Raw genomic sequence first — 19,605 nt, 5'->3', positions numbered from 1 at the left:
TGGATTCACCCGTTCGAGACCGGTCAGTTTATGCAGTGGACGGGCGGGCTCCCGGTCAGGCGCGTCCCTGGTACCCGGCCGACGCCTTTCTGGCGAGGCCGAGCTTGCTGTAGAGGCGGGCTCCGGGACAGTCGGTGTAGAAGCCGTCGCGGTGTCCGGAGATGACGTTGAACCGGACCTTCCGGCCCTTGGCGTACTTGCCGCTGCCCCCGGAGGTGAGCGTGACCTTCCCCTTCGGATTGCCCTTGAAGAGCCCGAGTTTCCAGGCCGTGAGCCGGGCGACGGCGGTCACCGCGGCGGCGGGCGGGCCGGTGCGGCTGAAGGAGCCGAGGACGGCGATGCCCATGCTGTTGGTGTTGAAGCCGAGGGTGTGCGCGCCCCGTACCGCCCTGGTCACTCCGCCCGCCCGGCCCTCGTAGATCTTCCCGCACTTGTCGACGGCGAAGTTGTAGCCGATGTCGCGCCAGCCGCTGCTCACGACGTGGTAGCGGTAGATACTGCGAAGGACGGAGGCCGACTGCTTGCAGGTATATCCGTTCCCGGTGGCGCTGTGGTGCACGAAGGCGGCCTTGACCGTCGAGCTGTAGACGAAGCCCCGTTCCCGCAGCGATTCGCTGGCCTTCCAGCCCTTACGGCTGACGATCTTCGGGCGGGGTCCGATGTACGGCTTCGCCGCCTGCCGCGCCGGGAGGGCGTCGGGGGCCGGGACCGCCGCGCGCCGGGCCGCCGCCGCGGCCGCCGCGATCTCGTGCTCGGGCTCCTCGGGCTCGTCCGGTTCCTCGGCCTCCTCCGGCTCCTCGGGCTCGTCCGCCTCCTCGGGGGCCTCCCCCGGGTCGACCAGTTCCAGCCTCATCCCGGCGGGCAGCGCCGCCGGCCGCCCGGCCTCGGGCCGTACGCGTACCTCCACCCCGTCGGACGCGCCCACCCACAGCGGGGCGGTGGAGCCCCGGGCCCCCGCGTTCTCCGCCGTGCCGAGGTCCGCGCCGTGCTCGTGGTTGTGGGTCTCGACGTCCTGCCAGCGGGACCAGACTCCGGTGCCGATCGCGCGGGTGCGGAGCTGGACGGCGCCGTGGAGTTCGGCGCGGGCGTCGTCCCAGACGACGCCGGCCATCGAGAAGGGCCGGACCTGCCGGTGGAGCGTCCCGCGTTCGGCGGAGGGGGCGAGCGAGCGGGTCGTCGGCGTGAGCGGCAGGGACTGGGTGGAGCCGGGGAGGCCGGACGCCTTGACCGCCGGCGGGGGCGGTGGCGGGAGGGCCGCGGCGGTCGCGCCGGCGGGCGGGGAGAGCGGGAGCACGAGCGCGGTCGAGACCGCGACGCCGATCGAGGTTGCCAGGTATCCACGCATGGGGAAGATCCTGGTGCCTGGCCCCCGGCTTCGCCCGCGCACACACCGGTGGCGGAGCGGGCCGACCGGAGGATCGCGTCACCGGTTCGGCGGCCCCCGCCGGCGGCGCGGCGCGTACCCTTTCGCTGATGAACGCCAGCGACCGTACCCCCGCCGACCTGCTGCGATCCGCGCTCGCCTCGGACCCCGCACGCCCCCTGGTCACCTTCTACGACGACGCCACCGGTGAGCGCGTCGAATTGTCCGTCGCGACCCTCGCCAATTGGGTGGCCAAGACGGCGAATCTGATCCAGGGCGATCTGGCCGCCGAGCCCGGCGACCGGCTCGCGCTGCTGCTGCCCGCGCACTGGCAGAGCGCGGTCTGGCTGCTCGCCGCCTCCTCCACGGGGGTGCTCGTCGATGTGGACGGCGATCCGGCGGCGGCGGATCTCGTCGTCAGCGGGCCGGACGCCCTGGAGCGGGCGCGCGCCTGCCGGGGCGAGCGGGTGGCGCTGGCCCTGCGCCCCCTCGGCGGGCGGTTCCCCGCTCCCCCGGAGGGCTTCTCGGACTACGCGGTGGAGGCGCCCTCGCAGGGCGACCGGTTCGCCCCGTACGCGCCGGTCGACCCGGCGGCCCCCGCGCTCGCGGTCGGCGGTACGGAGCTGAGCGGCGCGCTGCTGGTGGAGCGGGCCCGCGTCGACGCGGCCGAACTGGGTCTGACGCCCGGGTCCCGGGTGCTGAGCGGGCGCGGCTACGACAGCTGGGAGGGCCTGTCGGCGGGGCTGTTCGCGCCGCTGGCGGCCGGGGCGTCGGTGGTGCTGTGCCGGCATCTCGACCGGCTTCCCGAGGACGGTCTGCGCCGGCGGATCGAGAGCGAGCGCGTCACCGTCACCGCGCGCTGACGGACGCCGCGTACAGATCGCCGTCACCGCGCCGGCCCGCGCGCACAGATCGCCGTCCCGCGCCGGCCGGCCTGGTGACCGGTCGCCGTCACCACCCCGGGCGGGCCTCCCGTACGGCCCGCCGACGCCGCGCCTGCGGGCCTCCCGTACGGGCAACTCCCGCGATGCGGTGAGCGGCTGACGTCCACTCGTGTGGCCCTGGTCCGGTCGAGCCCCCGGGCCGGGGTCCCAACTCCGGTGGATGATCGGCGAAACGCGAGCCGTACAGCACAACCAAGCGCGATGTTCAGCCGTCTAGCCCTGCGATCGGCGGTCCAGCGCGCCGCCGACGCCATGAAGGATGGACGCAGACGTGACCGACAGTGCTGGTACTCCGGACGGGCCCGAGGGTCCGGCGGAGGACGACGGCGCGACCGACGGGGCACCCGAGGACGACGCGAGCCCGCCCGTCGAACCCAAGGTCATCACTCCCGGGCCGGACGCTCCCGCCGCCCCGGCCCCGCCGGACTCCCCGGGCCCGCCCGGCGCCTCCGGCCCCCCGGATCCCGCCGACGGCGATCCGCCCGCCGCGCGCAAGCGCCACTGGCTGCGCTGGACGGCCCTCGGCACCGCCGTCGTCGTCCTCGCCGGGGCCGGCGCCGCCTGGTGGTTCTACCGCCAGCTGGACTCCAACATCACCACCGACACCACCGCCGCCGCCGAACTCCAGATGTACGAGCGGGAGCGGCCGACCCCGGTGGTCCAGGACGCGCAGAACATCCTCGTCCTCGGCTCCGACACCCGCTCCGGCAAGGGCAACAGCGAGTACGGGCGGGACGACGGCGGCAGCCAGCGCTCGGACACCACGATCCTGCTGCACATCGCCGCCGACCGGCAGAGCGCGACCGCGATGTCCATCCCGCGCGATCTGATGGCGCGGATCCCGAGCTGCCGCACGGCCGACGGCTCCCGCACCCAGGAGCGGTTCGGACAGTTCAACAGCGCGTTCGAGACCGGTGGGGCCGCCTGCACCATCCGGACGGTCGAGAAGATGACCGGGGTGCGGATCGACCACCACATGATCGTGGACTTCCGGGGCTTCAAGAAGATGGTCGACGCGGTCGACGGCGTCGAGGTCTGCCTCAAGAAGCCCATCGACGACCCGGACGCCCGGCTCGCCCTGGACGCGGGCGCGCAGACCCTCGACGGGGAGCAGGCGCTCGGATACGTACGCGCCCGCAAGACCCTGGGCGACGGCAGCGACACGGACCGGATGGAGCGGCAGCAGCAGTTCCTGGGCGCGCTGGTGAAGAAGGTGCAGAGCAACGGCGTGCTGCTGAACTGGACGAAGCTCTATCCGCTGCTGGACGCGGCGACCAAGTCGCTGACCACGGATCCCGGTCTGGACTCGCTGAAGGACCTCTACGACCTGTCCCGGTCGGTGCAGAAGGTGCCCACCGAGAAGGTGCAGTTCCTGACCACGCCCCGGCAGCCGTACGCGGCCAACAGGAACCGGGACGAACTGGTGCAGCCGGAGGCCGACGAGCTGTTCGAGCGGCTGCGCGAGGACCGGCCGATCACGGTGCTTCCGAAGGACGCCGACGAGACGGCGGCCGAGCGGGAGGGGACGGCGGACGGCTCCTCGGCGAGCCCCACCCCGTCGCCGACGTTCACCGGAACCAACGCGGCGGTGGGGGTGTGCAAGTAAAACGCTGACCAAGCCCGGGCGCACGGCAAGCGAATTGGGCATATTGCCCGCTTGTAAGTGATGTGGAATTTGTCACGGACGTCGCACCCCTGTGAACTGGGCGGATAGTGTGACTCGATCCGGTTCTCCGGCCCCGTGCGATCACACGCCGGACCGAGAGACCGAGCGCCCTCCGGGGGAGGCGCTTCGCGTGGCAGCGACGGAGGAATCAGACAACCGTGGATGAGCAGAGCCGTGGGCAGGCGGACGACTTCGACCCCGCCGACCAGTGGGTACTCAACCCGGAGACCGGCCAATACGAACTGCGACTGGATCGCTCCGCACCGCAGTCGCCCCCGGTCTCCCCCACGGCCGACGGCGGGGTCCCCGCCGTGCCCGACGCCCCCGGGGGCCGTGCGCCGAGACAGCGCCGCTCCCCCGAGGACGCCGAGGCGTCCGCGGCCGGGCCCGAGGTGCCGGGGCAGCGCTCACGGCGCTCCGGCGGCCGGGCGGCCAACCGGTCGGGAGGGCGCTCCGCCGACGCCGCCGCCGCGGCCCCCGGCCGGCGCAAGCGCAAGCCGGCCAAGACCCGTAAGAAGAAGGTGCTGATGTGGACGGGCGGGGTGCTCGGCTTCACCGTCGTCGCCGGGTCCGTCGGCGCGTACCTCGCCTATGACCGGCTGAACTCGAATCTCAACACGATAGCCGTGCCCGGGGCGGGCACCGGGGGCTTCAAGAAGGACAAGCCCGTCAACATCCTGGTCATCGGCACGGACAAGCGGACCGGGAAGGGCAACGCGTCCTACGGCGACAAGGGCAGCGAGGGCCACGCCGACACCACGATCCTCTTCCACGTCTCCCAGGACCGCACCAACGCCACCGCGCTCTCCATACCGCGCGACCTGCTCACCGAAATACCCGCCTGCGAGACCAAGACCGACGAGGGCACCAAGACCATCCCCGGCTCGCTGAACACCCGCTTCAACGAGAGCCTGGGCCAGCAGGGCCGTGACCCCGGCTGCACCATGCGGACGGTCAAGGAGCTGACGGGCATCGAGGTCGACCACTTCATGATGGCCGACTTCAACGCGGTCAAGACGATGGCGACGGCGGTCGGCGGGGTCGAGGTCTGCCTCGCCAAGGACATCGACGACAAGGATTCCAAGCTCAAGCTCACCAAGGGGACGCACAATCTCAAGGGCGAGGACGCCCTGGCCTTCGTCCGGACCCGCTCCTCGGTGGGCCACGGCGGCGACCTGAGCCGGATCGAGATCCAGCAGCAGTTCCTCAGCTCGATGATCCGCAAGATGAAGTCCAGCGACACCCTCACCAGCCCCACGAAGATGTGGGACCTGGCGAACGCGGCCACCAAGGCGCTCACCGTGGACACCGGGATAGGCAGCATCCAGAAGCTCCAGGACCTCGGCATGGAGCTGGCCGAGGTGGATCCGAAGAACATCACCTTCGTCACGGTCCCGGTGGACGACAACTCCGACGGGGCGACCGTGCTGCTCAACGAGGGGAAGGCCAGGCCCCTCTTCTCGATGATCCAGAGCGACACCTCGCTCACCGAGGTGAAGAAGAAGGAGAAGGCCGCCAAGGGCGAGCAGAAGAAGCTGCTCCAGGGCCCGCGCGCGGCGGCCGCCGACATCAGGGTCAAGGTCCTCAACGGCAGCGACACCAAGGGCGTCGCCCTGGCGACGCTGACCTGGCTCCAGAACGAGCAGGGCGTGCTCAAGTCCAGCAACGAGGGCAACGCCCCCGCGAAGGCCGGGAAGACGACCCTGGAGTACGCGCCCAACCAGGCCGACCAGGCCCGTAAGCTCGCGGATCTGATGGGTCTGCCGGCCTCGGCGATGAAGCCGGGCACGACGGACGCCGAGGGACTTGAGGCGATGACGCTCGTCCTCGGCGGCGACTTCAAGGGCGCGGGGGTGCCCATCACCGGCGCGGCCAAGACGCCGGAGGGCGTCAAGAAGGTCGAAGCCGACAAGCAGGTGTGCGCCGGGTGACCAGGGAACGCCCCGTCACTCGGTACGCATGACAGGGGGATTCAGGGGTGGGACGGAACACCGTACGCGGAGGAAAGGCTCCGGATCGCGCCCCGAACGCCCGTGACGGCGGCCGGGGGGCCGACGGCGGCGACGGGAAGGGCTCCGGGCCGGTGCCCGGCCCCCGCCGCCCCCCGGGCCGCGGCCGGCCCGCCGGCGTCCGCCCCGTGCGGCGCGGCAGGCGCCGGGTGCTGCGCTGGACCGCGATCGTGCTGTCGGTGCTGATACTCGCGACGGCGGGGGCCGGTTATCTGTACTACGAACGCCTCAACAGCAAGATCAAGAAGGAGGATCTGACGCTCGGCACCAAGAAGATGCCGGGCCACCGGGCCAACGCCGAGGGCCAGACCCCGCTGAACATCCTCCTGATCGGGTCCGACGCCCGGGACAACAAGGAGAACCAGAAGCTCGGCGGCGCCAAGGAGACCTTCGACGGCAAACCGCTCGCCGATGTGCAGATGCTGCTCCATGTGTCGGCGGACCGCACCAACATCTCCGTGATCAGCATGCCGCGCGACACCATGCTGAAGATTCCCGAGTGCAAGGATCCCCGGAGCGGCGAGGTCCATCCGGCACGGGACTGGGCGCAGACCAACGAGTCCCTCAGCCGCGGCGGCCCGGGCTGCACGGTGGCCACCTGGCACGAGCTGACCGGGATCACCATCGACCACTTCATGCTGATCGACTTCGCGGGCGTGGTCTCCATGGCGGACGCCATCGGCGGGGTGCCGGTCTGCGTCACGGGCAATGTCGAGTCCCGCAACAGCAAGGGAGAGGGCTCCGGGCTGCGGCTGGAGGCCGGCACCACCCATGTCCAGGGCGAGCAGGCGCTCCAGTGGCTCCGTACCCGTTATGGATTCGAGGACGGCAGCGATCTCGCGCGGGCCCGCGCACAGCACATGTATATGAATTCGATGGTGCGCCAGCTGCGGAAGAACGCCAAGCTCACCGATCCCAACAAACTGCGCAGGCTCGCCGAGGCGGCCATTGACGCGCTCACCGTCGACAAGGGCATCGAGTCGGTCGCGGGCCTTCTGGAACTCGGCGAAGCGCTCAAGAGCGTGCCCACCGATCGGATTACGATGGCAAAGATGCCCAGCGTCTATTCGAAGCGGCCGAACTACACGGGCAAGGTGGAGCCCAAACCCGTCGAGGCGGAACAGGTGTTCCGGATGATCCGGGAGGACATTCCGCTCGACGGCCGGGGCGCGCCGAAGAAGAGGAAGGCCGCCGCCGCGAAGCCCGCCGATCCGGCGGCCGCGCCCGCGAAGATTCCGGTGCAGGTGCGCAATGGGACCGGCGGCGACGGCGTTCTGCCCGAGAAGGGCCGGGCCACCGCCGTCACCGCCGTACTCCAGGGCAAGGGCTTCGCCCAGGCCGTCGCCGACCCGGCCGGCGGCCAGCAGCGGAAAACGGTCATTCACTTCTCCAACGCGGAGTTGGAGGGCGACGCCCGGGCGGTCGCCGAGGCGCTCGGCATTCCGGCGTCGGCGGTACGGAAATCAACTGATGTCACCGGCATCGCGCTGACCGTCGGTTCGGACTGGCGCACCGGCGACTCCTTTCCCCGCCCCTCGGACGACAACAAGACGCCCACGTCGGCGGAGGCTCTGAACGGCGGCGACACCGAAGCCTGCATGAAGGTCCAGCCCGGCTTCGGCTGGTAATCGGTTACGGAGTCGAGGGGGCCCGGATACGTTCATCCGGGCCCCTTCCGTATATCCGTCCGTATTGCGCGGGCCATTCCCCCCGGGTTCGAGCGGATTGCCCGCGGCCGGGGTGCGTGGAATTCGTCATCGCTGTCGCCCCGCGCCGAACGGGGTGGATAGTGTGACGAGATCCGGTGCTGCGGGCCGCGCCCTCGCGCCCGACCGGATCGACGGACCGAGCGTCTCCTGTGGGGGAGAGGCACCTCGCGTGGCACCGACGGAGGACTCAAGCGACCGTGGACGCACAGAGCCGTGACCGGCCGGACGGGGTCGACCCCGCCGACCAGTGGGTGCTCAACCCCCGGACCGGCACCTACGAACTGCGACTGGACGATTCCGTACCCCGCCAGGACTCCGGCCGGGCCCGGCGGGAGACCGCGTCCGCGCCGCGCACCAGGCCCTCCGTCCCCGGCCAGCGCGGCCGGCGGAGCGCTCGGGCGGGCTCCGCCCGGACGGACGGCAGACCCGGCGGCTCGGGCAGACGGGGCCGCAAGGCCAGGAAGTCCGGCCGCCGGAAGGCGCTGAGGTGGACCGGCGGCGCCCTGGGCCTGCTGCTGCTCGGCGGCTCCGTGGGCGCCTATCTGCTGTACGACCGGCTCAACGGCAATCTCAACACCGTCGACGTCGGTGACGCGGTCAGCGGCCGGGGGCTGAAGGACGGCCCGCTGAACATCCTGGTGATCGGCACCGACAAGCGCACCGGCGAGGGGAACGAGGGGTACGGCGACAAGGGCAGCGAGGGCCACGCCGACACCACGTTCCTCTTCCATGTCTCGGCGGACCGCACCAACACCACGGCGCTCAGCATCCCCAGGGATCTGGTGATCGACATCCCGGAGTGTCCGACCGGGCAGCCGGACGGCTCGACCCTGATCGTCCCGGCGCAGCCCGGCGCCCGCTTCAACGAGTCGTTCGGCCAGCGGGGCCGCGATCCCGGCTGCACCATGCGCACCGTGAAGGCGATCACCGGGCTGCCCATGGACCACTTCATGATGGTGGACTTCAACGCCGTCAAAACGCTCACCACCGCCATCGGCGGGGTGGACATCTGCCTGGACAAGCCGATGAAGGACAAGGACTCCCTGCTCGATCTGCCGGTCGGCCCGTCCACGGTCCAGGGGGAGCAGGCGCTCGCCTTCGTCCGCAATCGGCACGGTCTGCGGAACGACAGCGACCTCGACCGGATCGCGGTGCAGCAGCAGTTCGTCGCCTCGATGATCCGCAAGCTGAAGAACGAGGTCCTGGGCGACCCGAAGGCGATGTTCGACCTCGCGGACTCGATGACCAAGGCGCTCACCGTGGACACCGGGATAGGCGACGTACCGAGGCTGACCGCCCTCGCCGGGGAGCTGGGGAAGATCGACGTCAAGAACATCACCCTGATGACGGTCCCGGTGATCGACAATCCCGCCGAGGGGCCGGTGAAGGCCACCGTCGTGCTGAATCCCGTGGAGGCCCCGCAGGTGTTCGCCATGCTGGCGAACGACGTCTCCTTCACCGAGGTGGAGAAGGAGGAGAGGGCCGCCGGGAAGGAGGCCGCGGCGCGGCAGCGGGCGCTGCTGAAGGGGCCGCGCGCACAGGCGTCCGAGATCCGTGTCGACGTCTACAACGGCAGCTCCACCAACGGCGCCGCGCAGACGACGCTCGACTGGCTGCGCAACGTCAAGGGCGTACTGAAGTCGGCCAACCGGAGCAACGCGCCGGAGAAGATCGCGAAGACCCGGCTGGAGTACGCGCCGGACCAGGCCGATCAGGCGCGGGCGCTGGCCGACATGCTGGGGCTGCCCGCCGCAGGGCTCAGACCGGGCGGCGCGCCCGCGGGCTCCGGCGACGCGGGGGACGCCGGGACCGACGCGGGCTCCGGGGAGTTCCGGCCGATGACGCTGACCCTGGGCGCGGACTTCCGGAGCGCGGGGGTGCCGATCGGCGGGCCGAGGAAGCCGCCCAAGGGGGTGCGGACGGTGGAGGCCGACCGGCAGATCTGCGCGAAGTGACCACGGCGGGTCCCGGGAGGCCCCGGGACCGCCGATGAGCCGCCGAAGGCCCGGGGACCCGCCGGTGAGCCGTCAGCGCGCCGGGGCCGCCGGCCGGCCGTCGGTGCGGCCGGGACCTGCACCGTCCGGGCGGCCGTCGACCGTCAGTGCGCCGGGGCCGAGACCGCCGGGCGGCGGCTGGCGATGACCTTCTTCGCCAGGGCGCGCGGGCTGGTCAGGAAGCCGAAGCCCCACGACATGTGCATGGTGGCCAGCGCCACCGGGATCTGCAGCCGGGCCTTGAGCGGCAGCCCCTTGCCGGCCGGGACGGAGCCCGCGGCGATCGCGGCCAGATAGCCGCCGGGCACGATCAGGCCCCAGGGGGTGAGCACCGCGCCGACCAGGACGCCCGCGGCGATCGCGCAGACCGCGGCCGGCGGCGCGAGATAGCGCAGATTGATCGAGCCCTGGTGGTAGCGGGCGACGACATGACGCCAGCGGCCGTAGTCCTTGTACTGCTTGGCGAGCGCGCGCACCGAGGGGCGCGGGCGATACCGCACCTTCAGCTCCGGCGAGAACCAGATCAGGCCGCCCGCCTCACGGATGCGGAAGTTCAGCTCCCAGTCCTGGGCGCGGACGAACTCCACGTTGTAGCCGTCCTGCCGCTCCAGCGCCTCGCGCCGGAAGACGCCCAGATAGACGGTCTCGGCGGGCCCGGCGGCGCCGCCGGTGTGGAAGGCCGCGTTCCCGACGCCGATCTTCGAGGTCATGGCGGCGGCGACGGCGTGCTCCCAGTCGTTCTCGCCCTCGGCGTGCATGATGCCGCCGACGTTCTGCGCGCCGGTCTCCTCCAGGAGCCGGACGGCGGTGGCGATGTAGTTCGCGGAGAGCATCCCGTGACCGTCGACGCGTACCACGATCGGGTGACGCGAGGCCTTGATCGCGGCGTTGAGGGCGGCCGGGGTGCGGCCGGTGGGATTGGGCACGGTGTGGACCCTCGGGTCCTCCCGGACGAGTTCCGCGGCGATCTCGTCGGTGCGGTCCGTGGACGGCCCGAGCGCGATCACCACCTCCATCTCGCCGTCGTACTCCTGCTCAAGGATGTGGCGGACCGAGTTGCGCAAGTGCCGTTCCTCGTTGAGGACCGGCATGATCACGGAGACAGGGGGCGTGGCGTTCATCAGTCGCCACGTTACCGCGAATGGGGGACACGGACGCGCGGCGGCCGGTCGGTGGCGCGAGCAGCCGATCGTATGGGCCTACGGTGTGCTCGTTCCCCCGTTCGCCGCGACCGGAGACCTCCCCCGGTCGTCCGCTGTCTTCCGCAGTCCCCCGGCGGTCCGCGAGCAGTCGCCCGCGGTCATCCGCGGCCATGCGCCGTCGCCCGTGTCACCCGCCCCGCACCAGTCCGTCAGCGAACGCCGCCGGTCCTCACCCGCCCGCCGTCAGCCTCACGCCGTCACCCGTCAGCTCCACGCCGCCACCCGTCAGCCCCTCGCGGTCAGCTCCACGCCGCCACCCGTCACCCGTCAGCTCCACGCCGTCACCCGTCGCCCGTCACCCGTCAGCTCCACGCCGTCACCGTCACCCGTCGGCTCACGCCGTCATCCGTCCGTCGTCGGCCGCGCCGCCGTCCCGTGCCCGGCCGCCGCCCCTCCCCCGTCGCCCGCGGAGGTGTCCCCCTCGTGCCCACGCCGCCCCGCTCCCCCCGTCCCCGGCCGAACCCCGGGCCCAGGACCAGACGGCCGGTGGTCACCAGACCCCGCTGGGGTCTGCGGGCGGCGACCGCGCTCTCGGTGCTGGTCCTCGGCGCGGGGGCCGTCGGACACGCCGTGCTGACCGGTCTGGACACCGGGATCAGCCGGGTGGACCCGTTCCGGGACATGAAGAACAGGCCCGAGGCCGGGCACGGCATGAATCTGCTGCTCGTCGGCACCGACGGGCGGGAGCGGATCACCGCGGAGCAGAAGGCGAAGTACCGCCTCGGCGGCGCGCCCTGCCACTGCACCGACACGATCATGCTGGTGCACATCTCCCGGGACAACGGACGGGCGAGCGTCGTCTCCCTGCCGCGCGACAGCTACGCCGAGATCCCCGCGTACACCGACCGGACCACCGGCGAGAAGCGCCCGGCGCACCCGGTGAAGCTGAACGCCGCGTACGCGGAGGGCGGGCCGGGCCTGACCGTGCGGACGGTCGAGCACATGACCAAGGTGAAGATCGATCACTATCTGGAGGTCGACTTCACCAGCTTCATGAAGACGGTGGACGCGATCGGCGGGGTCGAGATCTGCACCGCCCGGCCGATGAAGGACCGCTACACCGGTCTGGATCTCCCGGCCGGCGCCCATGAGCTGGACGGCGGCCAGGCGCTCCAGTACGTGCGCTCCCGCCATGTGGACGTGGCCTCCGACCTCGGCAGGATGCAGCGCCAGCAGCGGTTCGTCGCCGCGCTGATCGAACGGGCCACCAGCAACGGCACGCTGCTCAATCCGGTCCGCTTCCGCGAGGTGGCGTCCACGCTGCTCGGCTCGGTCCGGGCCGACAAGGGCTTCGGCGCCGACGAGATGCTGGCCCTCGGCCGGGCGATGCGCGGCTTCTCGGCGGCGTCGTCGGAGTTCACCTCCGTGCCGATCGGCTCGATGGGCACGGTAAAGGGGGTCGGCTCGGCCGTGAAGTGGGACGCCGACAAGGCGGGGCGGCTCTTCCGGATGATCCGGGAGGACAAGCCGCTGGCCCCGGGCCGCGCCCGCAAGGCGCGGGCGGCGCTGGTGGACGTCTCCCCGCAGCAGATCAGGGTGCAGGTCTACAACGGGACCGGGGAGGACGGGCTGGGCCGCCGGGTGGACGCCGCGCTGCGGTCGACCGGCTTCAACACCACCCGTACCCCGCTCAACGGCGACAGTCCCGAGGTGGAGCGCACCTTCGTCTCGTACGATCCGCGCTGGGACCGCTCGGCCCGGTCGCTGGCGACGGCGCTCGGCGGCTGCGAGGTGCGGGCGGTTAAGGGACAGGGCCGGACGCTGCGGGTGACGGCGGGGGCGGACTACCGGGGGGTGACGCCGGTGCGGGCCCAGGACGCCTATCAGGGCGAGTTCGGCGCGGTCACCGGCGACCAGGTGACCTGCCCCTGAGGCGGCGGGTCCGGGCGGCTCAGTCCTGCATGCCCTCGGCGGCGCGCCGCTCGCGCAGCTCCTTGATGGCGCGGCGGCGGGCGAGCCGGTGCGTACGGCGGATCTGGGCCTCCTGGTAGCGGCGGCGGTCACGCTCGGTCTCGGGGACCACCGGGGGTACGACGCGGGGCTTGCCGTCCCCGTCGACCGCGGCGAAGACGAGATAGGCGGAGCCGACCTGCTGGGCGGGGGTCGACTCGTTCCAGCGCTCGGCGAGCACCCGGACGCCGACCTCCATGGAGGACCGGCCGGTCCAGTTGACCTGGGCCTTCACATGGACGAGGTCGCCGACGCGGACCGGCTCCAGAAAGACCATCTCGTCCATGGAGGCGGTGACGGCGGGCCCGCCGGAGTGCCGGCCCGCGACCGCGCCCGCCGCGTCGTCGACCAGCTTCATGATCACGCCGCCGTGGACCGTGCCGAGGAGGTTGGTGTCACTGCCGGTCATGATGTGGCTCAGCGTGGTGCGCGAGGCCGAGGTGGGTCTGCCCTCGGTCGCCGGGTCCGGATGGCGGGGCTGGTCTGTCATGCTCTCCACCCTATGTGGGGGTGTCGCCGGAGTGCCGTGACGGGGGCGCGGCCGGTGCATTGCATCAGCTTGGCTACAGGCCCGGCCCGATTCGCCACCCGCACTGTCGGGGTCCCGCTGTGACCCGGCACACTTATCGTCATGAACGATTGGCCCGATGGATACGGACGCGGCGGCCGGGACGCGGAGCCCGACGGCCCCCGCGTGATGCGCCATGTGCAGCGTCCTCCGGTCCCCCAGCAGCAGTCGCAGGGGCACGACGACCGTTATGGCGCCCCCTACGACAGCGGCTACAACACGGGCCAGGTCTACGGCTCCCCCGCCGGCCCCCCGTCCGGGCCTCCCGGACAGCGCGTCCCCGGCGGTCCGGCCGGGCCGCCGCCGCCCGCCGGTCCGCCGCGTCCGCCCGTCGACTGGCGCCGCCGGCTGAAGATCGGCTCGCTGGTGCTGGTCGGGACGCTGCTGGTGGTCTCCGTCGGCACCTATTTCTGGGCGGACGGCAAGGTGCGCCGCGAGGTGGATCTCTCCAAGGTCATCGAGCGGCCCGGCGAGGACGACTGCACCACGTATCTGATCGTCGGCTCGGACAGCCGCAAGGGCATGTCCTCCGAGGACAAGAAGCGGCTGCGGACGGGGTCGGCGGAGGGCAAGCGCACCGACTCGATGATGATCCTCGCCGACTGCTCGGGCGGCACCACGATGATCTCGCTGCCGCGTGACTCGGATGTGGAGATCCCGTCGTTCAAGGGCTCGCAGTCCGGCAAGGTCTTCCCGGCCCAGGGCCGCCGGGTGAAGCTCAACGCGGCGTACGCGGAGGACGGGCCGGAGCTGCTCGTGCGCACGATCGAGCACAACACGCATCTGCGCATCGACCACTACGCGGAGATCGGTTTCGCGGGCTTCGCCAATGTCGTGGACGCGATAGGCGGGGTGGAGATGGACATCCCGAAGGGGTTCAAGGACAAGAAGTCGGGCGCTGACTTCGAGGCGGGCAAGCAGACGCTCGACGGGGAGCAGGCGCTGGCGTTCGTCCGGACCCGTTACGCGTTCGCCGAGGCGGATCTCGCGCGGACCAAGAACCAGCAGAAGTTCCTGGCGGCCCTGGCGAGCCAGACGGCGACGCCGGGGACGATCCTCAACCCGTTCACGCTCTATCCGGTGATGGGCGCGGGTCTGGACACGCTAGTCGTTGACAAGGACATGTCCCTGTGGGACCTGGGGCAGATGTTCTTCGCGATGAAGGGCGTCACCGGGGGCGACGGGAAGTCGATGAACATGCCGGTCTCCGGGAGCCGGGGCAGCAATCTGGTCTGGGACAAGGCCAAGGTCGACCAGATCGTCGACCAGATCCAGAAGGACGAGAAGGTGACGGTGTCGGGGAACTGACCCGTTCGCGACGGACGGTGTCGGGCAACCGGTCCGTCCGCGACGGACGGTGTCGGGCAACCGATCCGTCCGCGACGCGCCCGTCGGTCGTCGCTCATACGGTTTCCCGTCTGTCGTGACGCGCCGTTCGCCGCAGGGCCCGCTCCGGACGCCGGGGCGGGCCCTCGGCGCGCTGTTACAGTGCCAGAACGATGGTTCTCCCCGGGTCCCGGGCCGCCCGGGGTCCTGGGCGGACGGACGAGGAGTGAGCATGGACGCCGAGACCGCCGAGCCGCGGGTGCTGGAGGCGGCCCGCTCCCTGTTCGCCGAGCGGGGGGTGCAGGCGGTGGGGATGGACGCCGTCCGGACCGCCGCCGGGGTCTCCCTCAAGCGGATCTACCAGCTCTACCCCTCGAAGGACGCCCTGGTCGAGGCGGTGCTGCGGCGGCGGGACGCCGAGGTGCGCGAGGCCGTCGCGGCCCATGGCGCGGCCCGGTCCGACGATCCCCGCGAGCGGGTGCTCGCCGTCTTCGACTATCTCGCCGAATGGTTCGCGGAGCCCGGCTTCCGGGGCTGCCTCTTCATCAACACCCATGGTGAGCTGGGCGGAATCTCGGCGGGCGTGACGGACATCGCCCGCGCGCACAAGGCCGCGCTGCGCGAGTACTTCGCCCGCCTCACCGACGAACTGGACGCCCCCGCCCTCCTCGCCGACCAGCTCACCCTCCTCGCCAACGGCGCCATGTCCACCGCCGGCATCAACGGCTCCCCCCTCCCGGCCGCCCACGCGAAGGAGGCGGCGAGGGTGCTGCTGGGGGCGGCGGGGCGCTGAGCGGGGCGGGGCGACTTTCCGGTCGCGCGCAGACCGCGCGGCGGGCGGTCGGGGGTGCGCAGGCGCCTCGAAGATCAAGTACCCCACTACGGGAATATCCCTGTGCCGTCGTGGACGGACCTTCGCCCTTCGCCCTAGCTTCGTCTCAGCGGCGGGGAGCGGCCCTGCCCGGTGTCGGAGGGGGCACCATGACACGTCAGGATCTGACCCGGCTCACCGGCAAGTCCGGCGAACCCCAATGCGACGACGACGATTGCCCGAACGTCTACCGGACCAGGACGGGATCGTTCGTCATCCAGGGGGAGGTGTCCGACGCGTTCGCTCCGCCCGCCGGTGAGGGCCTGGTGGAGATCCCCGAGCACATTCTGAGGGAGGCCGTCCGTGCTCTTGGATGGTGACAGCTGGCGTGGATTCTTCGACGCCTTCGAGCGGGAAGCATGGCGTTTCGAGGCACAGCCCACCTACACCATGCCCAGGGAACAGGAGAACGTCGCCCGCTTTCTGCGGGGTGAGAGCAGGCCCGCCGACCACAACGTCCGCTGGCACGAGCGGGTGCGCGGATACGTCGAATCAGGCAGACGCATCGGTCGAGTGCGCATCGTCCGGCAACCGCTGACCGACTACCAGCGGTACCAATTCGCGTGGGGCATCCCCGGCAACATCGCCGCCGGTGAGGACATTCGGGTCCTGGACGTGACGCGGAACGATCACGGCCTGCCGCTTTCGGGCCGGGACTGGTGGATGTTCGACGAAACCCGCGTCGCTCATCTCAACTTCCGTCCGGACGGCACGCAGATCAACCGCGAGGCGTACGAGGGTGATCCGGCGGCCTACCGGGAGTGGAGGCGCACAGCTCTGAAGCACGCCGTGCCGTTCGAGGAGTACGTCAAGGACCTTGACGTTCGACCCTGAGCAGCTGGGACGGTCGAAGGCCGACCTGGCGAGAACACTCCGCGACATGCGCCGACGAGCCGGCCGAACACAGGTCTGGCTCGCTCGGCGCTGCGCCATGTCACAAACGAAGCTCAGCAACATCGAGACGGGCCGGATCATACCGAGCCTGGTCGATGTCGAGCTGATTCTCAGAGCCCTTGACGCCCCCTCGGAACTGGTCGCGGAAATGGCCGCCCTCGCGCGGCTGGCCAACACGGAATGGCAAGGGAAGCGTGCGTCGTGGCGGCGGGGCCTGGAGAAGCGGCAGACAGAGTTGGCCGGCCTTGAAGCGGAGGCGGCGACCCTTCGCTATTTCCTCCCCGCGATGGTGACCGGCCTGCTGGCCACGCCCGAGTACATCAGGGCCAGCCTCGGCCACTCACCGGTGGACATTTCCAAGACGGTCGCGAAAAAGCTGGAACGGCAAGCTGTTCTCCATGACGGCACAAAACGGTTCACGTTCCTTCTGACAGAGCAGGCCGTCAGATGGGCCGTGGTCCCCCGTACGGCGATGGCTGTGCAGATCGACCGTCTGATCTCCCTGTCCTGCCTTCCTCATGTACGAATCGGCGTCATCCCGTTGGACACACCCTTGACTCGTGGCCCGATGAACACGTTCACGGTGTACGACAAGCGGCTGGTGACCGCTGAGACCTTCACGGGCCGCATAGTCTTCCAGGACGCCAGGGATGTCGCGGAACACCTTGAGGTGTTCGACCTGTACGAGCGACATGCCGTGTTCGGCGACAAGGCCAGAGACCTTCTCCGAGAATGGGCTGCCGCCTACCGTTCGGAATCCCTTACCCGACAACGCGAATAAAGCTGGAGCTCCCGCCCCGGCAGGTCGATGATTCTCCTGTATCGCTCGACGACCTGAAGGGCCTACCGATGCAGAACGAAATTGACCTGTACGCGCTCGACATTCAGGGCGTGGAATTCGCGAGGGCGTGCGGCGGCAACACCCATCCCGACGGGGAGTCGTGCGCCACGCTCGCGAGGATCGGCCCGGACGCCTGGGCGCTGGGGGACAGCAAGTCGCCGGGGCGCGAGCCGTTGAGGTTCACCACGGCAGAGCTGGGCGCGGCCGGCATCGACCCGGCGCGGTTCGGGCTGTCGGCCTGACGGACAGCGGCTCGCGGCCCGCGCCCGTCGGCAGAGCGGGGCGGGGCGGGGCGGTCGTCGGGTCCGGAGTTCCCGGAGGGGACAGTGCACCATCACGGCTATCTGTGGACCGGCCCCAAGCAGCGGTTCGACGAGGAGGCGCTGAGGCGGGCGCCGCATCCCGCAGGGCCTGTGGAGGGCGGGAGCGCGGAGGCGGGGCGGCGGTATCGGGAGGTGAGGGCGGGGTTCTCCGTGGTGGATCTGCCGCCGGTGGAGACGGCGTACTGGCTGATCAAGCCGAGGGGGCTGGTGCGCGGCAGCTGGGACGGGCCGAAGGGGGCCGCGGAGTGGCTCGGGGAGCGGCTGGCGGAGCATGCGCACCGGTTCGCGGCCGAGGCGGACCGGGACGGGGCGCGGGTCGCGGGTCTGGTCGTCGCGGCGGCCGGGCGGCTGGCGCGGGGCGGCGATGTGTCCCACGGCTTCTATCTGGAGCGGCCCGCGTTCCTGTCCCTGGCCGTGGTGTGCTGCTCGCCGAATCGGGCGGCGCCGGAGCTGGAGTGCCCCCTGCGCCGCCCCTGACGCGGGGAGGGCCCCGGCCCGCCCGGGGCCGGGATCCGCGCGCGTCGCGTTACGGCAGGTTGCGGGCCATGACGATCCGCTGGATCTGGTTGGTGCCCTCGTAGATCTGGGTGCTCTACAGGCCATGCGAACTTGACCTGCACAGATGCCCCTCTGAGGGGGTGTCTCCCCAGCATTTCCCCATGATCGCCATGAGGTTCCGTGCACTACTCGGAGAGTTCCTGTCCCTGAGTCAGCCCGCACTCGTTGACAGTCTCTGTTGGTCATGCGGCCCATTGACCTCAGACCGGCCAGGACGCCTCCGGTCTGTCCAGCCAGGCGGCTTGCCCTTCTGCTGTCACGGTGAGTCCGAACCGCTCGTGGCCCGGCTTCCCCTCGCTCTCCCACCACCGGTGGGCGGCTTCGGCTTCGTCCCAGAGACGGCGGGGTCCGGACTGCCAGACGCGCGCTGTGTCGCCGTCGCGGAACATCGCGCACGCCCATGAGCGATCGGTGAGCCCGTAGAGCCACACCGGCCGCGCTCCGTCCCGCTTCTCAGCGATCACGTGGTGGCAGTGCGGGATCCGGAGGCTGACGGCGAACCGCTGAGGGCTGAAGCGCTCCCCCAGGAACACGTCCTCCGTGAGGTCCGTGGATGATGCGTCCCGGCCTTCCGGGCCGCCCGTCACGTAGTCACTGTGGACGACGGGAGAGAGCCGTTGCGCCCGGAGCTTCATGAACTCCACCGGCCCCGTAAAGGACCCTGACGCGCTGCCTCCGTCCTGTGCGACGGCGAGCCGGGCCACGGTGTCCCCGTTCCCGTAGTGCGTCCCCCAGGGGGCGACGATCAGCCCGCCCGGGCGGGCCTGTTCCACCCAGGCGAAGGGAATGTGGCGTACCCCGGCCGTCACGATGATCCGGTCGTACGGTGCGCCTTCCGCGTACCCCTCGTATCCGTCACCATGGATGACTTTTACTCCCGCCCCGAAGCGTTCGAGGGACGCCCGAGCCTGTTCGGTGACCGCTCCGTCCACCTCCACGGTGACGACGTTCTCCGCACCGGTCCGGTGGGCGAGCAGGGCCGCGTTCCATCCGGTCCCGGTGCCGACTTCCAGCACCCGGTTCCCGGGGTGTACGTCCAGGTCGCGGAGCATCCGGAACACCACGCTCGGCATCGAGGCGGACGAGGTGGAGACCTGGCCGGGTTCCGTCCCGGTGTGCTTTCCGTCGTCCCACTGGGTGACGACGGGTACGTCCGCGTCCGCGTACCCGTACCAGGTGGCCGGATCGTCCGCCCGGGACACGGCGACGCTCGTTCCCGCGCCCATGTCGAAGGGCCACATCAGCTCAGGAAGGAACGCCGACCGGGGGACGGCCGCGAAGGAGGGGGCCCAGTCCGAGGGGAGGGCCCCGCCCGACATGAGGACACGCCCCAGCTCGGTGCGGCTGGGGCGGTCCTGGTGTGCGTTGGCAGTCACGGGGTGACTAC

The 19,605-nt window shown here is 71.1% G+C and carries 17 protein-coding genes; 13 read left to right on the top strand and 4 right to left on the bottom strand.

All coding sequences use genetic code 11. The annotated features are described in order from the left end of the window. Positions 1–55: 55 nt before the first annotated feature. The gene (locus ACF089_RS25115; RefSeq protein ID WP_392030526.1) at positions 56–1,345 is read right to left on the bottom strand and encodes a peptidoglycan recognition protein; all 1,290 of its coding nucleotides are present in this window, start codon (positions 1,343–1,345) and stop codon (positions 56–58) included. A gap of 128 nt (positions 1,346–1,473) precedes the next feature. Here ACF089_RS25115 and ACF089_RS25110 point away from each other — a divergent pair, with 128 nt between their 5' ends. From ACF089_RS25110 to ACF089_RS25090, 5 genes are all read left to right on the top strand, one after another. Beyond that, positions 1,474–2,226, top strand: coding sequence for a TIGR03089 family protein (locus tag ACF089_RS25110; RefSeq protein ID WP_392030525.1), 753 nt, complete (start codon positions 1,474–1,476; stop codon positions 2,224–2,226). Between the two features lie 340 nt (positions 2,227–2,566). Then, a complete protein-coding gene (locus ACF089_RS25105) occupies positions 2,567–3,913 on the top strand; it encodes an LCP family protein (RefSeq protein ID WP_392030522.1) in 1,347 nt (448 codons plus the stop codon). A 218-nt stretch (positions 3,914–4,131) separates the two neighbouring features. Continuing rightward, on the top strand, positions 4,132–5,904 hold the full coding sequence (locus ACF089_RS25100) for an LCP family protein (protein WP_392030518.1): 1,773 nt from the start codon (positions 4,132–4,134) through the stop codon (positions 5,902–5,904). A 47-nt stretch (positions 5,905–5,951) separates the two neighbouring features. After that, entirely contained in the window at positions 5,952–7,610 is a 1,659-nt protein-coding gene (locus ACF089_RS25095) for an LCP family protein (RefSeq protein ID WP_392030515.1), read from the top strand. A 278-nt stretch (positions 7,611–7,888) separates the two neighbouring features. Further along, the gene (locus tag ACF089_RS25090; RefSeq protein ID WP_392030512.1) at positions 7,889–9,646 is read left to right on the top strand and encodes an LCP family protein; all 1,758 of its coding nucleotides are present in this window, start codon (positions 7,889–7,891) and stop codon (positions 9,644–9,646) included. A 143-nt stretch (positions 9,647–9,789) separates the two neighbouring features. Here the strand turns inward: ACF089_RS25090 and ACF089_RS25085 are convergent, their stop codons facing one another. Then, complete coding sequence (locus ACF089_RS25085) at positions 9,790–10,806, bottom strand: glycosyltransferase family 2 protein (RefSeq protein WP_392030509.1); 1,017 nt, start codon at positions 10,804–10,806, stop codon at positions 9,790–9,792. A 591-nt stretch (positions 10,807–11,397) separates the two neighbouring features. On the opposite strand from ACF089_RS25085, the gene ACF089_RS25080 reads away from it, so the two are divergent. Continuing rightward, entirely contained in the window at positions 11,398–12,759 is a 1,362-nt protein-coding gene (locus tag ACF089_RS25080; RefSeq protein WP_392030618.1) for an LCP family protein, read from the top strand. Positions 12,760–12,778: 19 nt separating this feature from the next. Here the strand turns inward: ACF089_RS25080 and ACF089_RS25075 are convergent, their stop codons facing one another. After that, the gene (locus tag ACF089_RS25075) at positions 12,779–13,327 is read right to left on the bottom strand and encodes an acyl-CoA thioesterase (protein WP_392030506.1); all 549 of its coding nucleotides are present in this window, start codon (positions 13,325–13,327) and stop codon (positions 12,779–12,781) included. Positions 13,328–13,468: 141 nt separating this feature from the next. On the opposite strand from ACF089_RS25075, the gene ACF089_RS25070 reads away from it, so the two are divergent. The 7 genes from ACF089_RS25070 to ACF089_RS25040 all read left to right on the top strand — a co-directional run bounded on the left by ACF089_RS25070 (position 13,469) and on the right by ACF089_RS25040 (position 18,137). Further along, on the top strand, positions 13,469–14,713 hold the full coding sequence (locus ACF089_RS25070) for an LCP family protein (RefSeq protein WP_392030502.1): 1,245 nt from the start codon (positions 13,469–13,471) through the stop codon (positions 14,711–14,713). Between the two features lie 250 nt (positions 14,714–14,963). Further along, the gene (locus tag ACF089_RS25065) at positions 14,964–15,524 is read left to right on the top strand and encodes a TetR/AcrR family transcriptional regulator (RefSeq protein ID WP_392030499.1); all 561 of its coding nucleotides are present in this window, start codon (positions 14,964–14,966) and stop codon (positions 15,522–15,524) included. A gap of 188 nt (positions 15,525–15,712) precedes the next feature. Continuing rightward, entirely contained in the window at positions 15,713–15,922 is a 210-nt protein-coding gene (locus ACF089_RS25060; protein WP_392030496.1) for a hypothetical protein, read from the top strand. Further along, on the top strand, positions 15,906–16,436 hold the full coding sequence (locus tag ACF089_RS25055; protein ID WP_392030493.1) for a DUF6879 family protein: 531 nt from the start codon (positions 15,906–15,908) through the stop codon (positions 16,434–16,436). Before ACF089_RS25060 ends, ACF089_RS25055 begins: the two co-directional genes overlap by 17 nt. After that, positions 16,420–17,277 (top strand): helix-turn-helix domain-containing protein, encoded by an 858-nt coding sequence (locus tag ACF089_RS25050; RefSeq protein WP_392030490.1) that lies wholly within the window; start codon positions 16,420–16,422, stop codon positions 17,275–17,277. Before ACF089_RS25055 ends, ACF089_RS25050 begins: the two co-directional genes overlap by 17 nt. A 68-nt stretch (positions 17,278–17,345) precedes the next feature. Further along, positions 17,346–17,579, top strand: a complete 234-nt coding sequence (locus ACF089_RS25045; RefSeq protein ID WP_392030488.1) for a DUF397 domain-containing protein — start codon at positions 17,346–17,348, stop codon at positions 17,577–17,579. An 84-nt stretch (positions 17,580–17,663) separates the two neighbouring features. Further along, entirely contained in the window at positions 17,664–18,137 is a 474-nt protein-coding gene (locus tag ACF089_RS25040; protein ID WP_392030485.1) for a hypothetical protein, read from the top strand. A gap of 281 nt (positions 18,138–18,418) precedes the next feature. Here ACF089_RS25040 and ACF089_RS25035 read toward each other — a convergent pair whose 3' ends face one another. Further along, positions 18,419–19,537, bottom strand: a complete 1,119-nt coding sequence (locus ACF089_RS25035; RefSeq protein ID WP_392030616.1) for a methyltransferase domain-containing protein — start codon at positions 19,535–19,537, stop codon at positions 18,419–18,421. Positions 19,538–19,605 lie beyond the last annotated feature (68 nt).

This window comes from Streptomyces sp. NPDC014894 (assembly GCF_043080985.1).
In the GTDB taxonomy this organism is placed as follows: Bacteria; Actinomycetota; Actinomycetes; order Streptomycetales; family Streptomycetaceae; genus Streptomyces.
The sequence above is the reverse complement of the archived record's forward strand: the minus strand, read 5'-3'. Positions and strand labels throughout refer to the sequence as shown.

What these genes read in the sequence shown, in the direction of transcription:
- ACF089_RS25035 (WP_392030616.1), bottom strand. Translation starts at nt 19,537, where the DNA reads ATGTCGGGCGGGGCCCTCCCCTCGGACTGGGCCCCCTCCTTCGCGGCC.
- ACF089_RS25070 (WP_392030502.1), top strand. Translation starts at nt 13,469, where the DNA reads ATGAACGATTGGCCCGATGGATACGGACGCGGCGGCCGGGACGCGGAG.
- ACF089_RS25060 (WP_392030496.1), top strand. Translation starts at nt 15,713, where the DNA reads ATGACACGTCAGGATCTGACCCGGCTCACCGGCAAGTCCGGCGAACCC.
- ACF089_RS25105 (WP_392030522.1), top strand. Translation starts at nt 2,567, where the DNA reads ATGGACGCAGACGTGACCGACAGTGCTGGTACTCCGGACGGGCCCGAG.
- ACF089_RS25065 (WP_392030499.1), top strand. Translation starts at nt 14,964, where the DNA reads ATGGACGCCGAGACCGCCGAGCCGCGGGTGCTGGAGGCGGCCCGCTCC.
- ACF089_RS25085 (WP_392030509.1), bottom strand. Translation starts at nt 10,806, where the DNA reads ATGAACGCCACGCCCCCTGTCTCCGTGATCATGCCGGTCCTCAACGAG.
- ACF089_RS25115 (WP_392030526.1), bottom strand. Translation starts at nt 1,345, where the DNA reads ATGCGTGGATACCTGGCAACCTCGATCGGCGTCGCGGTCTCGACCGCG.
- ACF089_RS25110 (WP_392030525.1), top strand. Translation starts at nt 1,474, where the DNA reads ATGAACGCCAGCGACCGTACCCCCGCCGACCTGCTGCGATCCGCGCTC.
- ACF089_RS25045 (WP_392030488.1), top strand. Translation starts at nt 17,346, where the DNA reads ATGCAGAACGAAATTGACCTGTACGCGCTCGACATTCAGGGCGTGGAA.
- ACF089_RS25075 (WP_392030506.1), bottom strand. Translation starts at nt 13,327, where the DNA reads ATGACAGACCAGCCCCGCCATCCGGACCCGGCGACCGAGGGCAGACCC.